The following is an 18,500-nucleotide window of genomic DNA, read 5'->3' as shown; positions in this document are numbered from 1 at the left end:
CGGTGCCGGCATCCGGAATCAGTTCGAGGTGAAACCGACCAGGAGGCCGCCGGTCACCTTGACCGCCAGGTTGTAGATGCCCGCGAGCACCGCACCGAGAACGGTGACGACGACCAGGTTCAGGATGGCGACGACGGCTGCGAACGCGAGGACCTGCGGGAGGCTCACGAACTGCGACAGCAGGATGCTGCCGTCGGTGAAGTTGCCGAAGAACTCGTCAGCGCGCGCGATGAGCCCGGTCGCCTGAACGACGAGGTACACCAGCACGAACGCGACGACCGTGACGACGGCGAGAGCGATGGCGGCGAGGAAGGACAGCTTCACGGCCGACCAGAAGTCGACGTAGACCAGACGCAGGCGCACCTGCTTGGCGCTGGTCTTGTGGCTGGACTTCTTGGCGAGCTTGTCGGCTACGGTGCTCATGCGTCAGTACTCTCTTCGGGGGTCTCGGGAGAGGCGTCTTCGGGGGTGCCGTTCTCTTCGGCGGCCTCTGCGTCATCGGCGAGCCCTCGCTCTCCGTTCCGCGCGATCGCGATGATGCGATCCTCGTCTGCGGCCCGGGCGAACACGACACCCATGGTGTCGCGGCCCTTGGCGGGGACCTCGGCCACGGCAGAGCGTACCACCTTGCCGCTGGCAAGAACCACCAAGACGTCGTCGTCCTCGCCGACGATCAGACCGCCCGCGAGATCGCCGCGATCCTCGCTGAGACGGGCCACCTTGATGCCCAAACCGCCACGGCTCTGACCCCGGTACTGGCCGACCGCGGTCCGCTTGGCGTACCCGCCCTCGGTGACCACGAAGACGTATCCGTCGTCCTTCACGACCGACGCCGACAGCAGACTGTCGCGTCCGCGGAACGACATGCCCTTCACGCCCTCGGTGGCACGCCCCATCGGACGCAGCGCCTCGTCGGTGGCGGTGAAGCGCAACGACATGCCGTGCCGGCTGATGAGGAGCAGATCGTCGCCCTCGTCGACGAGCAGCGCGCTGACGACCTCGTCGTCCTCGCGGAGTCGGATCGCGATGACGCCGCCCTGGCGGTTCGTGTCGTAGTCGGTGAGGCGCGTCTTCTTCACCAGGCCACCGCGGGTGGCCAGCACGAGGTACGTCGCGACGCTGTAGTCGCGGATGTCGAGGATCTGCGCGATCTCCTCGTCGGGCTGCAGGGCGAGCAGGTTCGCGACGTGCTGACCCTTGGCGTCGCGGCCGGCCTCGGGCACCTCGTAGGCCTTCGAACGATAGACCCGGCCCTTGTCCGTGAAGAACAGCAGCCAGTGATGCGTGGTCGTGACGAAGAAGTGCTCGACGACGTCATCGGCACGCAGCTGGGCGCCCTTCACGCCCTTGCCGCCGCGGTGCTGCGAGCGGTAGTTGTCGCTCCGGGTGCGCTTGATGTATCCGTCGCGCGTGACGGTGACGACCATCTCCTCCTCGGGGATGAGGTCTTCGATCGACATGTCGCCATCGAAGCCCTGCAGGATCTGCGTGCGGCGATCGTCGCCGAAGCGCTCGACGATGCCCGTGAGCTCGTCGCGGATGATGGTGCGCTGGCGCTCGGGCTTGACGAGGATGTCGTTGAGGTCGGCGATCTGCGCCTCGAGCTCGTTGGCCTCGTCGATGATCTTCTGGCGCTCGAGCGCGGCGAGTCGGCGAAGCTGCATGGCGAGGATCGCGTCGGCCTGCACATCGTCGATCTCGAGCAGGTCCTTCAGACCCTCGCGCGCGTCGTCGACCGTCGGGGAGCGGCGGATGAGCGCGATGACGTCGTCGAGTGCATCGAGCGCCTTGAGGTAGCCGCGCAGGATGTGCATGCGCTCTTCGGCCTTGCGCAGGCGGTAGCGCGTACGCCGGACGATGACCTCGATCTGATGCTCGATCCAGTACGAGATGAACCCGTCGAGTGGCAGCGTCCGCGGCACGCCGTCGACGATCGCGAGCATGTTCGCGCCGAAGTTCTCCTGCAGCTGGGTGTGCTTGTAGAGGTTGTTCAGCACGACCTTCGCCACGGCGTCGCGCTTGAGCACGATCACCAGGCGCTGGCCGGTCCGGCCCGACGTCTCGTCGCGGATGTCGGCGATCCCGGTGATCTTGCCATCGCGGGCCAGGTCGCTGATCTTCACCGCGACGTTGTCGGGGTTGACCTGGTACGGCAGCTCGGTGATCACGAGGCACGTGCGGCCCTGGATCTCCTCGACGTTGACCACCGCGCGCATGGTGATCGACCCGCGCCCTGTGCGGTAGGCCTCCTTGATGCCTCGGGTGCCGAGGATCTGAGCAGACGTGGGGAAGTCGGGGCCGGGGATGCGCTCCATGAGCGCTTCGAGCAGCTCCTCGCGCGAGGCATCCGGGTGTTCGAGAGCCCAGAGGGCACCCGACGACACCTCCCGCAGGTTGTGCGGCGGGATGTTGGTGGCCATTCCGACCGCGATGCCGACCGACCCGTTGACGAGAAGGTTCGGGAAGCGCGCCGGCAGGACCGTTGGCTCCTGCGTCTGGCCGTCGTAGTTGTCCTGGAAGTCGACGGTCTCCTCTTCGATGTCGCGCACCATCTCGAGCGCGAGGGGAGCCATCTTGGTCTCGGTGTACCGGGGGGCGGCCGCGCCCTGGTTGCCGGGAGAGCCGAAGTTGCCCTGGCCCAGGGCCAGCGGGTAGCGCAGCGCCCACGGCTGGACCAGACGCACGAGAGCGTCGTAGATCGGGGCGTCACCGTGCGGGTGATAGTGGCCCATGACCTCGCCGACGACACGCGCGCACTTCGAGAACGACTTGTCGGGGCGAAACCCGCCGTCGTACATGCCGTAGATCACGCGGCGGTGGACGGGCTTGAGTCCGTCACGCACGTCGGGCAGCGCGCGCCCGACGATCACGCTCATCGCGTAGTCGAGGTAACTGCGCTGCATCTCGAGCTGCAGGTCGACCTGATCGATCTTGCCGTGCTCGTGGTACGGGGCGGGGCGTTCTTCGTCAGCCATTCGCGTGTCTTTCTCCGTGTCGTTTCGTCTCGCTTCGCTCGCTCAGCGGCCGCCGGCCGCCGAGACGAAACGGCTAGATGTCGAGGAAGCGCACGTCTTTGGCGTTGCGCTGGATGAACCCGCGGCGGGATTCGACATCCTCACCCATGAGGATCGTGAAGATCTCGTCGGCCGCCGCGGCATCGTCGATCGTGACCTGACGCAGCGTACGGGTCTGCGGGTCCATCGTCGTCTCCCACAGCTCGTGGTCGTTCATCTCACCGAGACCCTTGTACCGCTGGATGCCGTTGTCCTTCGGGATGCGGCGCCCCTGGGCGATGCCCTCCGCGATCAGGGCGTCTCGCTCACGGTCGGAGTAGGCGTACTCGTGCGGCGAGTTGGACCACTTCAGCCGGTACAGCGGGGGCTGAGCGAGGTAGACGAAGCCGGCCTCGATGAGCCCGCGCATATAGCGGAAGAGCAGCGTCAGCAGCAGCGTCGTGATGTGCTGACCGTCGACATCGGCATCGGCCATCAGCACGATCTTGTGATATCGGGCCTTGTCGATGTCGAAGTCCTCGCCGATGCCCGTGCCGAAGGCCTGGATCATCGCCTGGACCTCCTTGTTGCCCAGCGCACGGTCCAGTCGTGCCCGCTCCACGTTGAGGATCTTGCCGCGGAGGGCGAGGATCGCCTGCGTGTGCGGGTCGCGGCCCTGGACGGCCGAACCGCCGGCGGAGTCTCCCTCGACGAGGAAGATCTCGCTGATCGACGGGTCCTTGCTCGTGCAGTCCTTGAGCTTGTCGGGCATGGCCGCCGACTCGAAGACGCTCTTGCGACGTGCGGTCTCGCGCGCCTTGCGAGCCGCGAGGCGTGCGGTCGCGGCGTCGATCGCCTTGCGGATGACGTTCTTCGCCTGCACCGGGTTGCGGTCGAGCCAGTCGGCGAGCTGATCGCCGACGACCTTCTGGACGAAGGCCTTCGCCTCGGTGTTGCCGAGCTTCGTCTTGGTCTGGCCTTCGAACTGCGGTTCGGAGAGCTTGACCGAGATCACCGCGGTGAGACCCTCGCGGATGTCCTCACCCGTGAGGTTCTCGTCCTTCTCCTTCAGGAGGTTCTGCGCTCGCGCGTACGCGTTGATGCGCGTGGTCAGTGCCGCACGGAACCCTTCTTCGTGGGTGCCGCCCTCGTGGGTGTTGATGGTGTTCGCGAACGTGAAGACGTTCTCGGTGTAGCTCGTGGTCCACTGCATCGCCAGCTCGAGTGAGATGTGGCGGACGGTGTCTTCCGCCTCGATCTCGATGATCTCGTCGTTGACGACCTCGGCCTTGCGCACCTTGTTGAGGTATTCGACGTAGTCGACGAGCCCGCGCTCGTAGTAGAAGTCGTCGTGCGGCCGGCGCTCTTCGCTGCCGCCGCCCTCGGTGTCGACCACGTACGCGGAGTCAGGACGCTCGTCGCTGAGGGTGATGCGCAGCCCCTTGTTGAGGAACGCCGTCTGCTGGAAGCGCGTGCGCAGCGTGTCGTAGTCGAAGTGGACGGTCTCGAAGATGGTGTCGTCGGGCCAGAACTCGATCGTCGTGCCGGTCTCTTCGGTCGCCTCTTCCTGTGCGAGGGGTGCCTGCGGCATACCGCCGTCGCGATAGGACTGCCGCCATGCATACCCTTGACGCTTCACCTCGACGTCGAGGCGCGTCGAGAGGGCGTTGACGACCGACGAGCCCACGCCGTGGAGTCCGCCCGAGACTGCATAGCCGCCGCCACCGAACTTGCCACCGGCATGCAGCACCGTGAGGACGACCTCGACGGTGGACTTGCCCTCGGTGCGGTGCATGTCGACCGGGATGCCTCGGCCGTTGTCGACGACACGGATGGCGCCATCGGGCCGGATGGTGACGTTGATGGTGTCGCAGTACCCTGCCAGAGCCTCGTCGACGGAGTTGTCGACGATCTCGTAGACCAGGTGGTGGAGGCCGCGCTCACCGGTCGAGCCGATGTACATGCCCGGGCGCTTGCGAACGGCCTCGAGGCCCTCGAGCACCTGGATGTCGTCTGCCCCGTACTCGTTCGGAACCGTTTCTGCGGGAGTTGCTTCGGGTTCTTCGGGAACGCTGTCGGGGTTCACGGACGTCATAGGTCAGAGCGCTCCAGATCGTACGGCGGGGGGCACCGACAGTCTATCAAGCGCGCGCATGCTCACGCGGGTTATACGCCGCTGTGGCGAACGGAAATCGTTCCCGACGCTATCTGACGTGCCTCAGCCGTAGGTATCGCGCGGGCCACGGCCTGGAATCGTTCTGGGACCCCATTTCCAAGAGGGGACGTCCGGCCCGATGAAGCGGATCGCGTCGATGCCCGCGTCGGGAAAGCGGCGAACGATTTCCGAGAGGATGTGGGCGCGCATCAGCTGGAGCTGCTTCGCCCATGCCGTCGAGTCGGCCTGAACCGTCAGCGTGCCCTCCGAGAAGGCGACGGGCCGCGTGTGCTGCGCCGTGTTGTCGCCTGCCACGTCCGACCATGCCCGCACGACGTCTTCTCGCGCCAGCTCCTTGTCCCACCCGGCTTCTCGGGTCAGCTGCGCGAGCACGTCGCCCATGCCCCGGGGGTCGCGGCCCGGGGTGAACGGCACGTTCTCGTCGTCCTCGGTGCGCCGGCGCTTCTTTCGGAAGCTGCGTGCGGACGGCTCGAGTCCCCGCAGTCGCAGATACGTGGCGACGGTCTCGGGAACGGCGGGGACGGATGCCTCGCCCCCCGGGCCGGCGCTGGGCTCAGGCATCCGTCGACTCCAGAATCGTGCCGGCCTCGACACGCACGATCCGCGCGCGCAGCGCAGCTGGCACATCTTCTTCGACGGCCGCCGTCACGACGACCTGCTCGTAGCCGCCGGCGAGCTGGGCCAGACGGGCGCGCCGGTCGCTATCGAGTTCGGCGAAGACGTCATCGAGGATCAGCACCGGATCGCCGAGACGGGACTCCGCCCGCAGCAGCTCGGCCGATGCCAGTCGCAGCGCGAGGGCGACGGACCAGGACTCGCCGTGCGAGGCGTAGCCCTTGACCGGAAGGCCGCGCACGCGAAGCACCAGATCGTCGCGGTGAGGCCCCACGAGCGTCAGACCGCGCTCGAGCTCCGCGGACCGTCGTGCCGCCAGCGCCTGGCGGAACTGGTCCGCGATGCGAGAACCGGATGCCTCGGCCGTCGGCGCCTCGGCGCCGTCTTCGGGATCAGCGCCCGAGACCGACAGCGCCCACTCGGCCTCGGGGTGGTGATCCGCCCCCGCGATGGCGGAGTAGGCGGCGGCGAGCGGCGTCGCGAGGTCGGCGGCGAGGGCAAGGCGAGCCTCGATCACTTCGGTGCCGAGCGCCACGAGCTTGTCGTCCCAGACATCGAGGGTCGTCAGCGCATCGCCGCGGACCCCACGCGCCTTCGCCGACTTGAGCAGAGCAGTGCGCTGCTTGAGCACCCGCTCGTAGTCGCCGAGCACTCCGGCCATGCGCGGTGCCCGCTGCACGAGAAGCTGGTCGGCGAAACGCCGCCGGGCCGACGGGTCGCCGCGGACGATCTGCAGATCTTCGGGCGCGAAGAGCACGACCTGCGCGTAGCGCGGCAATTCGGCCGGCTTCACCGGTGCGCCGTTCACGCGGGCCTTGTTCGACCCCTGACGGTTGAGCTGCGCCTCCAGCAGCACCCGTCGCTCCCCGTGAGCCAGACGCGCACGGATGATCGCGGCATCCGCTCCGTCCCGCACCATCGGTGCGTCGTTGGAGACCCGGTGCGAGCCCAGGGTGGCGAAGAAGCCGATCGCCTCGGCGAGATTCGTCTTGCCCTGCCCATTGCGTCCGACGAACACGTTCGGACCGGGTGCGAGGGTCACGTCGGCGGCCGCGTAGTTGCGGAAGTCCACGAGACTCAGCTGCTCCACGATCACCGGACAAGCCTAATGATCGCGGGCGACAGCGCGCGTCGGTCAGCGAAGGAGGAGGTTCGGCTGCAGCAGGTAGCGGAACGAGTCCGCGCCGGCCTTGTCGACGGACGTCTGCGGCGTGATCAGGACCGGGCTCAGCTTGTTGGCGTTCTCGCTCGATGTGAACGTGATGCGCACGAATTCACTCTTGACGGCGCTCAGCGACTCCAGCAGGTACTGCGGGTTGAGTCCGAGGGTGACGTCCTCGCCCACGAGGTTCGCGTCGACCGACTCGGTGGCCCGGGCCTGCTCGGTGCCCGAGGCATCCATCGACACGCTGTCGGTCGTGAACGTGAAACGCAGCGGCGCGGACCGGTCGAGCACGAGCGACACACGGCGAACGGCCTCGGCGAGCTCGGCGGTGTTGACGACGGCGTGGTGCTCGGTGGCCTCGGGGAAGAGACGGCGCACCGGCGGGAAGTTGCCCTTGATGAGGAGCGACGTCACGGTCTTGTTGCCGGCGGTGAACGCGATGATCTCGCGGTCGCCCGATCCCGAGAAGGCGATCGAGATGTCGCCGCCGTGAGCGAAGGTCTTGCCGACCTCGGTCAGGGTGCGAGCCGGCACGAGAGCCGTCGTCGCGTCGTCGGAAGCGACACCACCGCCGTCGAACGGGATCTCGCGCAGCGCGACCCGGTAGCGGTCCGTGGCCACGAGGCTGAGGGCGTTGCCCGACACCTCGAGCTGCACGCCGGTGAGGACGGGCGTCACGTCATCGCGCGATGCCGCGAACGCGACCTGCGCGATGGCGGTCGCGAAGTCCTCGGACGGGACCAGCCCGGAGTCGCCGGAGACCTCGGGGATCGCCGGATACTCCTGCACCGGCATGGACGCCAGCGTGAAGCGAGCGGAGCCGCACGTGAGCAGGATCCCGCCGTCTTCGTCGACCTCGACCTGGATCGGCGCGTTGGGGAGCCGGCTGGCGATCTCGGACAGCAGGCGCCCGTGCACGAGGATCGTGCCCGGCTCGTCGACGGTGGCTTCGATCGTGGTGCGCGCGGACGCCTCGTAGTCGAACGCGGCGAGCGAGAGTCCGGCATCGGATGCCTCGATCAGCACGCCCGCGAGGATCGGCTGCGGATTCCTCTGCGGCAGGAGCTTGACGACGAATGACACGGCTTCGCTGAACACATCGCGATTGACGTGGAACTTCACGAATGCTCCCTCGAGTGCGGGCTGGGGGTTCTCATGCTAGTGCCAGGGCGCTCCGATGCTAGTGCCGATCGGCCGAGGCATCCGTCCACCGGCTTCTCCACCGTCAAGGTGATCGGAGCCTTCTTCATATGGAACTTCTTGTCATGGTGTTAACGGCTGTGGAAACTGTGGACAACTCGGGCGATGCCAAGCGGGAGACCGGAATCACATGCGTGTGAGATGTGGAGCGGCTGCGGATTCGTCGTCGGACAGTTCCGGCGGCGTCGACCGTGACCACACATTCATCCACAGGCACTCGACCGTCGTTCACAGAGTTTCCGCAGGGCTGTGGAGTTATCCACAGGTTTTCCACACTGGGGAGAACGCAAATGATGGCGTTCTCATCTTTGTCTGTCAAGCACTTCTTGCGGCATATGACCGCTCGCGCCGTCAGCGACCGTTTCGACCCAGCTGAGTGGTGATCTCGGAGACCTGGTTGTAGATCGAGCGGCGCTCTTTCATGAGGTCGCTGATCTTCTTGTACGCGTACATCACCGTGGTGTGGTCGCGGTTTCCGAACAACTGGCCGATCTTGGGCAGCGACAGGCTCGTGCGCTCGCGACAGAGGTACATCGCGATCTGCCGCGCGGTCGCGACGGACTGCGACCGGCTCGATCCGTACAGGTCGTCGACGGTGAGCTTGAAGTACTGCGCGGTCGCCGTGATGATGTCGGTCGGAGAGATCACGTTGGCGTCGTCCTGGTCGACGATGTCGCGCAGCACGGTCTGCGCGAGCGACATGTCGAGGGTGGATCTGTTGAGGCTCGCGAACGCCGAGACCCGGATGAGGGCACCCTCGAGCTCGCGGATGTTGCTCGAGACGACGGTGGCGATGTACTCGAGCACCTCGTCGGGGATGTGGAGGCGCTCGGACTGCGCCTTCTTGCGGAGGATCGCGATGCGGGTCTCGAGGTCGGGCGCCTGGACGTCGGTGATGAGACCCCACTCGAAGCGACTGCGCATGCGGTCCTCGAAGCCGGTGAGGTGCTTCGGCGGGACATCGCTCGTGATCACGACCTGCTTGTCGTGATCGTGCAGCGTGTTGAACGTGTGGAAGAACGCCTCCTGGGTCTCGGCGCGACCCTGCAGGAACTGGATGTCATCGATGAGGAGGATGTCGACGTCGCGATACCGCGCCTGGAATGCCGAGCCGCGGTTGTTGGCGATCGAGTTGATGAAGTCGTTCGTGAACTCCTCACTCGACACATACCGCACGCGGATGCCGGCATACAGGCTCAGCGCGTAGTCGCCGATGGCGTGAAGCAGGTGAGTCTTGCCGAGGCCCGAGTCGCCGTAGATGAAGAGCGGGTTGTACGCCTTGGCGGGCGCCTCGGCGACGGCCACGGCGGCCGCGTGGGCGAAGCGGTTGGACTGGCCGATGACGAAGTTGTCGAACGTGTACTTCGGGTTGAGTCGCGTATCGCTTCGCGAGACGGATGCCGCGGCATCCGGTGTCTCTTCGCGCGGCGGGCGCACGACGGCAGCCGGCGCAAGGGCTGCCGTGGGCTCGACATGCGTCGGGATCGGCGCCGTCAGGTGCGCGTCGGCGAGGTCGGGGTTCACCACCACGCGGAACGTGTTCGCCGGCTGGGCGTCTTCCTGCTCGACGCGAGAGAGCGCCTCCATGATCGGTGTGCGCATCCGCTTCGTGAACTGCGCAGCGGTGAGGTCGTTGGGCACGTCGAGGTAGAGCGTGCCGCTCATGACGCCCTGTGCGACGGCGAGATTCAGGAACCCGTGGAGCTGCGGAGTGATGCGCTCGTCGCGGCCCAGTTCGTCGAGCACGGCTGACCAGACCGGGACATCTGGAAGTTCGTGCGGTGACATGGCCCCCCCGGGTTGTTGATGAATCCACCCGAGACCGCGGAAAGTTCGCGCCGGGGCCTGTGGATAACTGCGGGAGCCACGCTAGTCAGCGGGCGTCTCCTGAGCAAACTCCACTGTAGATCGGTCGGGTGTGTCGTTGCCAGGAGGGAAGCGTGCTCGCGTGGATAATGCCCGCAGCCGCCGACTCAGTTTGAGTTCTCAGGCGGCTCGGCGTACCCTAAATCGGTTGACTTATGCCCTCGCGGCAGTCCCTTTGTACGAAGCGTCTCCGGTCTCAGAGTCCCGGTGACACCTGATCCGGAAGTGATCCCATGAGCAAGCGCACCTTCCAGCCCAACAACCGCCGCCGCGCCAAGAAGCACGGCTTCCGTGCCCGCATGCGCACCCGCGCCGGCCGCGCCATCCTCTCGGCTCGTCGCGGCAAGGGCCGCACCGAGCTCTCGGCCTGACCCCCGAGCGGTGCTGGCGCGGCCGAACCGACTCACCCGCGGAGCGGAGTACAAGGCCGTTGTCCGTCGGGGCCGTCGGTGCGCCGGTGCGCACACCGTGACCTATGTGAAACCCGCCGTGGCCGAAGGCCCGGCGCGTTTCGGTTTCATCGTCAGTCGTCAGGTCGGCGGCGCCGTGGTGCGCAACACCGTCCGCCGTCGGCTCAAAGCACTGTGCGCCGAGGCGCTGCCCGGGCTCCGTCCCGGGAGCGACATCGTGATCCGCGCCCTTCCCAGTGCGGCGACGGCGCCCTTCGGCGAGTTGCGCGCCGACGTCTCTCGTTGCCTGGCACGGGAGGCGTCGTCATGAGCGTGCTGCCCGCGTACGCCCTCGGAGACGCGCAGTTCGAGGCATCCGATCTGCTGCGCTCCGTCCCCCTGATGCCGCGCAATGCCGTCCTCGCTCTGCTGCACGGCTACCGGGCGACCATCTCGCACACGTACGGCGACGTCTGCAAGTACTACCCGTCGTGCTCGGCCTACGCCGTCGGCGCGGTGCAGCAGCATGGCGCGCTCAAGGGCGCGGCGCTCACAGCGGCCCGACTCGCTCGTTGTCACCCCTGGGCCGTGGGCGGCGTCGATGACGTCCCCGCGCACTCGCACTTCCGGCACGCTCTGACCCGTCACGGGTACGTCGTGCCAGCCCCCACCGGAAAGGACTGATCCTCCGCATGGATCTCTTGCTGGCCTCCACCCCGACTCCCGCACCGTCATCCGGTGGGTTCGACCTGATCGGCACCATCCTCTGGCCGCTCAAGTGGGCCGTCGAGGCTGTGCTCGTGGCGTGGCACTGGTTCTTCACCGCCATCGGTCTTCCGCCGGCCGACGGCATCACGTGGGTGCTGTCGATCGTCGGCCTCGTGATCGTGGTGCGCTCTGCGCTCATCCCGCTCTTCGTCCGGCAGATCAAGAGCCAGCGCAAGATGATGGAAATCGCCCCTGAACTGCGAAAAGTTCAGGAGAAGTACAAGGGCAAGCGAGATCAGCTCTCTCGTGAGGCGATGAGTCGCGAGACCATGGCGCTCTACAAGAAGCACGGCACCACCCCCGTCTCCAGCTGCCTTCCCCTGCTCGTTCAGATGCCGATCTTCTTCGCGCTCTTCAGTGTGCTGAACGACGTGACGAAGCACTACAACGAAGGCGTCGGCGGTGTGGGGCTGCTCAACGCGACGCTCACCGCGGAGTTCTACAACGCGAAGCTCTTCGGTGTCGCGTCGCTGCACGAAACCCTCATCGACGCGGTGAACACCGGCAACACCGCGGCGATCGCCATCCTCGCCACGCTCGTGGTGCTGATGATCGCGTCGCAGTTCTTCACCCAGCTGCAGATCATCTCGAAGAACCTCTCCCCCGAGGCCAAGACCGGCCAGGCCTACCAGATGCAGAAGATCATGCTCTGGGTGCTCCCGTTCGCGTTTGTGTTCTCGGGTGTCTTCTTCCCCCTCGGCGTCGTCATCTACTGGTTCGTCTCCAACCTCTGGACGATGGGCCAGCAGTTCCTCGTCATCCGCGAGATGCCCACCCCCGGGTCCGAGGCGGCCAAGGAGCGCGAGGAGCGTCTTGCGCGCAAGGGCAAGGCGATCGACGCCAACGGCAAGGTCGTCCCCATGGAGAAGTACCTCGCCGAGCAGCAGCGTCTGTATGAAGAGGCCGAGAAGGCCCGCGCCGCGCAGCCCAAGCGTCAGCAGCCGGTGAGCAAGCAGCGTGCGAAGAAGCAGGCGCAGAAGCAGAAGCCCGGTGAGGGCGCGGCCGGTCCGACCGGCGCAGCCTCCTGACCAATCCGCCGTGTTCCGATACCTGAGGACAGCATGACCAGCACACCCGAGTACGCCACCGCCGACGTCCGCCCCGAGCGTGAGCCGGCGACCGACGAGCAGCTCGAGCAGGAAGGCGACATCGCTGCCGACTTCCTCGAAGGCCTCCTCGACATCGCCGACATCGACGGCGACCTCGACCTCGACGTGCGCGCCGGCCGCGCGTACGTCTCGGTTGAGGCCCCGGAGGGTGGGTCGGTGTCGCTGATCGCGGATCCCGACACGGTGCAGGCGCTGCAGGAACTCACGCGCATTGCAGTGCAGAACCGCACCGGTCGCTTCTCACGGCTGATCCTGGATGTCGGTGGTTCCCGCAACACACGTCAGCAGCAGTTGGCGACGCTGGTGGAGCGCGCGATCGAAAAGCTCGAGGACGGTGCGTCGCAGGCATCCCTCCCCCCGATGTCGAGCTACGAGCGCAAGCTCGTGCACGACATCGTTTCGGAGCGAGGCTTCACATCGGAGTCCTATGGTGAGGGCGCCGAACGTCACACAGTGATTCGTCGCGGCTGAGCAAGCGTTTCACGTGAAACATTCATGATCGACATCGAGCCCGAACCGTTCACAGCGGCGGACATCTTCGGGGACCGGATCGAACTCGCGCGACAGTTCACCGCTGCGCTCGGTGAGCACGGCGAAGAACGCGGTCTGATCGGGCCACTCGAGCCGCCGCGCCTGTGGTCGCGTCACGTGCTGAACAGCGCAATCATCGCTCCCCTGTTCCCGGTCGGCCGGGTAGGCGACGTGGGATCCGGTGCCGGCCTGCCCGGCGTCGTCCTGGCGATCGCCAGACCGGATGTCGAGTGGGTACTCATCGAGCCGATGGAGCGCCGCGTCGCGTGGCTGAACGAGCAAGTAGCCGCTCTTGGCCTGGATAACGTCGATGTGGTGCGCGCCCGGGCGGAGGAATGGAAGGGCGGAGCCGTTCTCGACGCCGTGACCGCACGCGCCGTGAGTGCGCTTCGCACGCTGGTCCCGCTCACCGCTCCCCTGGTTCGCGACGGTGGCGAGCTCATCCTGTTGAAGGGTGCGAGCGCCGCGAATGAGATCGGCGCGGCCGAGAAGGTTCTGCGCAAGTATCGCGTTTCGGGCGCGCGTGTCGAGATCGTCGGCGAAGGCGTGCTCGATGAGCCGTCGCGCGTGATCCGCGCCACCGTCCGCTGACCCCCGGCCGATCGAGTAAGCCCGCGGAGCGGCGGTCCCGTGGATCGCGTGTTCTGCTGGGCGGTGGTCCCGCGGATCGGGTGTTCCGCTGGGCGGTGGTCCCGCGGATCGGGTGTTCCGCGGGCCGGTGGTCCCGCCGATCGAGTAGCCCGCGGAGCGGGCGTATCGAGATCCCCGGTGTTGCGGGGCCTGGTCTTGATTGGGCGGCTGGGGCCTGGGCGGGTCGGGTGTTCCGCTGAGTGCCAGTCCCGCCGATCGAGTAGCCCGCGCAGTGGGCGTATCGAGATCCCCGGGTTGCGGGGCCGGTCGCGATACGGCCGCTGCGCCGCCTATTCGACCGGCGGCATTGAGTCGCCGCGGGTGGGGTGTATCGAGAGAATGCCCGGATCCTTGATGTTTCACGTGAAACACCCCCGCTCCTCCCCGGGGTGCGTGATGTCGGCTGTCCTCCACAGCGCGAAGGGGTGTGGAGCTGGCCGAGGCGATTTGTACCGGAACATGATCCGATGCCCTACATGTACATCCTCGAATGCTCTGACCGCAGTCTCTATGTCGGAAGCGCGCGGAACCTAGAGCACAGACTCGCGCGGCACGGCGATGGTGATGGTGCCGCCTACACGCGTACTCGACTCCCCGTGCGACTCATCTACTTCGAGAGGTTCGACCGCATTGACGACGCCTACCGGAGGGAAAAGCAGGTGCAGGGCTGGAGTCGCTCGAAGCGACTCGCTTTGGTGAAGGGCCAGCTGGACAAGCTGCCTCCGTTGAGCCGGAAGGACTTCAGTCGGAGCCGAGGAAACGATGACGATGTTTCACGTGAAACGGAGTAGCTACTCCTTGCTCGACCGCCGCAGGTAAGGGTTGATTGCGTGAGCGGCGTACCGGACATCCCGAGAATTTTCTTGGCTCTCGAAACGGCAGCAAGCCGCCAATTCGACCGGCAGGGGTCATCGAGTGCGCGTGTATTGCGATGTCGCGAGGTCTCGATACGGCGGCTCTGCCGCCCACTCGACCGGCGACCTGCCGCGACTCGGGCGAGACGGGGTGGCCGGACGCGCCGCCTCCTCAACCGGCGCTTCTTCCTACTCGACCGGCGGCCTGCGGCGAGCTGACCGGCAGGGGGTGATCGAATGCCCGCAGGCGGGTGTCCCGAGGCCTTGCGGGGTCTCGATACGGCGGCTTTGCCGCCTACTCGACCGGCGGCTACGACGGCGGGTGACCTAGTGTCTGCGTAGCGGGGGTATTGGGATGTCGCGGGGTCTCGATACGGCGGCTTTGCCGCCTCCTCGACCGGCGGTTGCCGCTGCTCGCCGGCGCGGGTGACCTAGTGTCTGCGTAGCGGGGGTATTGGGATGGCGCGAGGTTTCGACCGGCGGTTGCCGCCTACTCGACCGGCGGCTACGACGGCGGGTGACCGAGGGGCGGGATAGAGTGGGAGGCGTTGTTGATCGGCTCGCGAAAGGGAGAGTGTTTCACGTGAAACAGCCCGACGAGACGGATGCCGAGGCACCCATTTCGTTCGACGACACCCCTCTCGCTCGTGAAATCGCCGACTTGTCCGCGCGACGACGTGCTCTCGAGGCGGCAGACGTGACGCTCACCGGGCGGACCCGCGTTCTGACGATCTCCAACCAGAAGGGCGGCGTCGGAAAGACGACCACCACCGTCAACATCGCTGCCGCCCTGGCCGCCGTCGGTGCGCGGGTGCTCGTCATCGACCTCGACCCGCAGGGCAACGCCTCGACCGCTCTCGGCGTGCCGCACACCGCCGACATCCCGAGCATCTACGACGTCCTCATCGACGAGTTCCCGCTCGCCGACATCGTTCAGACCAGCCCCGAGTCCCCCCATCTCTTCTGCGCGCCCAGCACCATCCACCTCGCCGGCGCGGAGATCGAGCTGGTTTCGCAGGTCGCTCGCGAGCACCGCCTTCGGACGGCTCTCGAGGAGTACCTCGCCGACCCGACAAACCGGCTCGACTTCGTGCTGATCGACTGCCCTCCCTCGCTGGGACTTCTCACGATCAACGCCTTCACGGCCGCCGGTGAACTTCTCATCCCGATCCAGTGCGAGTACTACGCGCTTGAGGGACTGAGCCAGCTCCTCGGCACGGTGCGCATGATCCAGAAGCACCTGAATCCCCGACTCACACTGTCCACGATCCTCCTCACGATGTACGACGGCCGAACTCGCCTCGCGCAGCAGGTCGCCGACGAAGTGCGTGAGCACTTCTCCCGCGAAGTCCTCGACACCGTGATACCGCGGTCGGTGCGGGTTTCCGAAGCACCCAGCTTCGGGCAGACCGTCATCGCTTACGATGGGCAGTCGGCCGGCGCCATCGCCTACCGCGAGGCCGCCGTCGAGCTCATCCGTCGCGACGGCGATGCCGCCGAAGCACACGCCGAGACGAATACCGAAGGGAAAGCTTGATGGCCAAGCGCACAGGCCTGGGACGTGGCATCGGGGCGTTGATCCCCACGACCGAGGCGACCGAGGAGCGGCCCTCCGACGTCTTCTTCCCCCGGGTCGCGTCCCACGGAGATGCCCCCGACGACGCGGCGGCAGAGACCGAAACCGCGACCGCGACCGCGACCGAGGAGCTTCTTCAGGTGCCCGGTGCGCGGCTCGCGCACATCGACCCGCATTCGATCGTGCCCAACCCGCGTCAGCCCCGGACGCATTTCGACCAGGAGGATCTCGCCGAGCTGGTCCACAGCGTTCGCGAGTTCGGCGTCCTGCAGCCCGTTGTCGTGCGCGCCAACGAAGACGGCCAGTACGAGCTCATCATGGGCGAGCGCCGCACCCGCGCGGCTCGCGAAGCGGGTCTCACCACGATCCCCGCAGTCATCCGCGACACCGCCGACGAGCACCTCCTTCGCGACGCCCTGCTCGAGAACCTCCATCGATCCGAGCTCAATCCTCTGGAAGAGGCGTCGGCCTACCAGCAGCTGCTCGAGGACTTCGGGATCACCCAGGAAGAACTCGCGAGCCGCATCGGCCGCTCACGGCCGCAGATCAGCAACACCATCCGGCTGCTGAAGCTCCCCGTGCCCGTACAGCAGCGGGTCGCCGCCGGCGTGCTCACGGCTGGGCACGCACGCGCAATTCTGTCGCTCGACACACCGGAGGCGATGCAGCGCCTCGCTGACAAGATCGTGAACGAAGACCTGTCGGTGCGCGCTGCGGAGGCCGCCGCCAAGGGACCGGATGCCTCGGACCGCCGCGCTCCCAAGCCCCAGGCCGGCTCGCGCCGAGCGCACCTCGATGAGGTCGCGGAACGACTGGGTGACCGACTGAACACCCGCGTCCGGATTGCTCTGACCGCAAGAAAAGGCCAGATCAGCATCGACTTCGCCAGCATCCAGGATCTCAACCGCATCCTGGAGGAGATCGGCGAGACGGGTTACGGCGCCGCCTGACCGCCGAGTGCGGCGGCGCGTCTGCGAAGCAGCGTGCCCTCCGCGTCGTTCCCGGGCAGCTCGGCGGCGAGGAGGAACTCGGATGCCGCGGCATCCGTCCTCCCGATCTTCTCGAGCAGCTCGGCACGAACCGCGTGAAACGGCCGGAACTCGGCCAGGTCGCGCTCGAGGGCCTCGACCAGCGACAGCGCCTCGGACGGCCCGCGCGCCATCGACACGGCGACGGCACGATTGAGCCGGACGACGGCGGTGGGTGAAAGCTCGGCGAGGGCGTCGTAGAGGCGAACGATGCGCTCCCAGTCGGTCTCGTCGAAGGACGGCGCGACGGCATGACACTGGGCGATCGCCGCTTGCAGTCCGTAGTAGCCGATGCCGCGGGATGAAGCATCCACCGCGCTCATCGCGTCATTGCCACGCGCGATGGCGGAGCGATCCCACCGGCGGCGATCCTGTTCCGCCAGCGTCAACGGAAGTCCCGAGGCATCCGTGCGCGTGGCGAACCGCGACGACTGGAACTCCATCAGTGCGATGAGCGCCGACACCTCGGTCTCGCGCGGCATGAGCGCCCGCAATTGCCTCGCCAGCCGGACGGCCTCACGCGCGACGTCCGGACGGACCGACTCCTCCCCTGCTGCGGCAGCGTAACCCTCGGTGAAGAGCAGATAGATCACCTGCAGGACGCTCGCCAACCGCGCCGGCCGTTCGGCGCGATCGGGGACCTCGAAGGGGACAGCCGCATCGGCGAGTGCGCGCTTCGCTCTCACGATGCGCTGCTGCACCGTCGGCACGGTCATGAGCAGGACCCGGGCGATCTGCTCGGTCGTCAGTCCCGCGACCGTCCGCAGCGTGAGCGCCAACCTCGCCTGGGGCGTCAGTACCGGGTGGCACGCGACGAAGATCAGGCGAAGAACGTCGTCGTCGATGTGGTCGGGGTCGGCGAGCTCCGGCACACTGTCTCGTCGCTCCGCGTCGATGATGTCGGTGCCGAGGAGCGGTTCACGGACCGCCAATCGCTCGCGACGGCGCCAGCCGTCGATCGCGCGGCGCTTGGCGACGGCGAGCAGCCACGCCCCGGGCTTGTCGGGGATGCCGGTGCCCGGCCAGCTCGCGAGAGCCTCGACGAGGGCGTCCTGCGCGAGTTCCTCCGCCCAGCCGAAGTCGCCGGTATGCCGCGTGAGCGCGGCCACGATGCGCGCCGACTGGTCGCGCCACACCGCTTCGACGGCGCGCCGCGCGTGCGAGTCGTCGTCGGTCATGCTGTCAGCGTAGGCCGCCGGATCGCCGACGGAACGGCGCACATGTCGGGCAGTCGTCGTACCCTGGATTGGTGCCGGCAGAAGACCAGACCCCGCGGCGACGGGCCAGTCTCGAGCTTCTGCGTGCCGAGGCATCCGACGAACTCGCTGTGATCATCGCGGAGCGCCTGCGCGGCGGCGAGGACCCGTGGGATTTCATGGAGGACCTGCCCAGCGTCGACGAACTGGTCGTGTTCACGCTGCGCGCCGAGAACATCGCGGCCAATGGTGGCGCCCGCCCGAACGCCGCACGACACTACCGCGTCCTCCGGCAGATCGCGCTCGACTACCCGCAGCTCACAACGGCGGTCTGGCGACTGCTGGGAGAAGCCAACACGCACCGCCGCTGGGATGCGACGGTGCGCGCAGACGCCTCCTGACGG

At 67.1% G+C, this 18,500-nt stretch carries 18 protein-coding genes; 10 read left to right on the top strand and 8 right to left on the bottom strand.

What is annotated here, in order from left to right; translation table 11 throughout:
* Positions 1–18: 18 nt before the first annotated feature.
* The 7 genes from HF323_RS12440 to dnaA all read right to left on the bottom strand — a co-directional run bounded on the left by HF323_RS12440 (position 19) and on the right by dnaA (position 9,937).
* Positions 19–423, bottom strand: coding sequence for a DUF3566 domain-containing protein (locus HF323_RS12440; RefSeq protein WP_169582930.1), 405 nt, complete (start codon positions 421–423; stop codon positions 19–21).
* Positions 420–2,975, bottom strand: a complete 2,556-nt coding sequence (gene gyrA / locus HF323_RS12435) for a DNA gyrase subunit A (RefSeq protein ID WP_169582929.1) — start codon at positions 2,973–2,975, stop codon at positions 420–422. The genes HF323_RS12440 and gyrA overlap by 4 nt, the downstream gene beginning before the upstream one ends.
* A 73-nt stretch (positions 2,976–3,048) precedes the next feature.
* The gene (gyrB, locus tag HF323_RS12430; protein ID WP_169582928.1) at positions 3,049–5,088 is read right to left on the bottom strand and encodes a DNA topoisomerase (ATP-hydrolyzing) subunit B; all 2,040 of its coding nucleotides are present in this window, start codon (positions 5,086–5,088) and stop codon (positions 3,049–3,051) included.
* 123 nt (positions 5,089–5,211) lie between these two features.
* A complete protein-coding gene (locus HF323_RS12425) occupies positions 5,212–5,730 on the bottom strand; it encodes a DciA family protein (RefSeq protein ID WP_169582927.1) in 519 nt (172 codons plus the stop codon).
* Positions 5,723–6,880 (bottom strand): DNA replication/repair protein RecF, encoded by a 1,158-nt coding sequence (recF, locus tag HF323_RS12420; RefSeq protein WP_169582926.1) that lies wholly within the window; start codon positions 6,878–6,880, stop codon positions 5,723–5,725. The genes HF323_RS12425 and recF overlap by 8 nt, the downstream gene beginning before the upstream one ends.
* A gap of 39 nt (positions 6,881–6,919) precedes the next feature.
* Positions 6,920–8,071, bottom strand: a complete 1,152-nt coding sequence (gene dnaN, locus HF323_RS12415) for a DNA polymerase III subunit beta (RefSeq protein ID WP_169582925.1) — start codon at positions 8,069–8,071, stop codon at positions 6,920–6,922.
* Positions 8,072–8,500: 429 nt separating this feature from the next.
* Complete coding sequence (dnaA, locus tag HF323_RS12410) at positions 8,501–9,937, bottom strand: chromosomal replication initiator protein DnaA (RefSeq protein WP_169582924.1); 1,437 nt, start codon at positions 9,935–9,937, stop codon at positions 8,501–8,503.
* A gap of 311 nt (positions 9,938–10,248) precedes the next feature.
* Between dnaA and rpmH the strand changes: the two genes are divergently transcribed.
* From rpmH to HF323_RS12365, 9 genes are all read left to right on the top strand, one after another.
* A complete protein-coding gene (gene rpmH, locus HF323_RS12405) occupies positions 10,249–10,386 on the top strand; it encodes a 50S ribosomal protein L34 (protein ID WP_036304730.1) in 138 nt (45 codons plus the stop codon).
* 10 nt (positions 10,387–10,396) lie between these two features.
* A complete protein-coding gene (gene rnpA / locus HF323_RS12400; protein WP_169582923.1) occupies positions 10,397–10,735 on the top strand; it encodes a ribonuclease P protein component in 339 nt (112 codons plus the stop codon).
* Complete coding sequence (yidD, locus tag HF323_RS12395; protein WP_169582922.1) at positions 10,732–11,088, top strand: membrane protein insertion efficiency factor YidD; 357 nt, start codon at positions 10,732–10,734, stop codon at positions 11,086–11,088. Before rnpA ends, yidD begins: the two co-directional genes overlap by 4 nt.
* An 8-nt stretch (positions 11,089–11,096) precedes the next feature.
* Positions 11,097–12,200, top strand: coding sequence for a membrane protein insertase YidC (yidC, locus tag HF323_RS12390; protein WP_169582921.1), 1,104 nt, complete (start codon positions 11,097–11,099; stop codon positions 12,198–12,200).
* 33 nt (positions 12,201–12,233) lie between these two features.
* Positions 12,234–12,752, top strand: coding sequence for a R3H domain-containing nucleic acid-binding protein (locus HF323_RS12385; protein ID WP_169582920.1), 519 nt, complete (start codon positions 12,234–12,236; stop codon positions 12,750–12,752).
* Between the two features lie 24 nt (positions 12,753–12,776).
* The gene (rsmG, locus tag HF323_RS12380) at positions 12,777–13,403 is read left to right on the top strand and encodes a 16S rRNA (guanine(527)-N(7))-methyltransferase RsmG (protein ID WP_169582919.1); all 627 of its coding nucleotides are present in this window, start codon (positions 12,777–12,779) and stop codon (positions 13,401–13,403) included.
* Positions 13,404–13,909: 506 nt separating this feature from the next.
* A complete protein-coding gene (locus tag HF323_RS12375; protein WP_169582918.1) occupies positions 13,910–14,233 on the top strand; it encodes a GIY-YIG nuclease family protein in 324 nt (107 codons plus the stop codon).
* 637 nt (positions 14,234–14,870) lie between these two features.
* Positions 14,871–15,833: a ParA family protein gene (locus HF323_RS12370; protein WP_188241717.1), complete on the top strand. Its 963-nt coding sequence runs from the start codon at positions 14,871–14,873 to the stop codon at positions 15,831–15,833.
* A complete protein-coding gene (locus HF323_RS12365) occupies positions 15,833–16,822 on the top strand; it encodes a ParB/RepB/Spo0J family partition protein (RefSeq protein WP_169582916.1) in 990 nt (329 codons plus the stop codon). The genes HF323_RS12370 and HF323_RS12365 overlap by 1 nt, the downstream gene beginning before the upstream one ends.
* Here HF323_RS12365 and HF323_RS12360 read toward each other — a convergent pair.
* Positions 16,807–18,078, bottom strand: a complete 1,272-nt coding sequence (locus HF323_RS12360; protein ID WP_169582915.1) for a sigma-70 family RNA polymerase sigma factor — start codon at positions 18,076–18,078, stop codon at positions 16,807–16,809. The genes HF323_RS12365 and HF323_RS12360 overlap by 16 nt on opposite strands.
* A gap of 71 nt (positions 18,079–18,149) precedes the next feature.
* On the opposite strand from HF323_RS12360, the gene HF323_RS12355 reads away from it, so the two are divergent.
* Complete coding sequence (locus HF323_RS12355) at positions 18,150–18,497, top strand: tryptophan synthase subunit alpha (RefSeq protein WP_169582914.1); 348 nt, start codon at positions 18,150–18,152, stop codon at positions 18,495–18,497.
* The last annotated feature ends 3 nt before the right edge of the window (positions 18,498–18,500 follow it).

It is taken from the genome of Microbacterium sp. MF43, assembly GCF_012847295.1.
Classification (GTDB): Bacteria; Actinomycetota; Actinomycetes; order Actinomycetales; family Microbacteriaceae; genus Microbacterium.
Note: the sequence above shows the minus strand (reverse complement) of the source record. Positions and strands in the feature narration are given on the sequence as shown.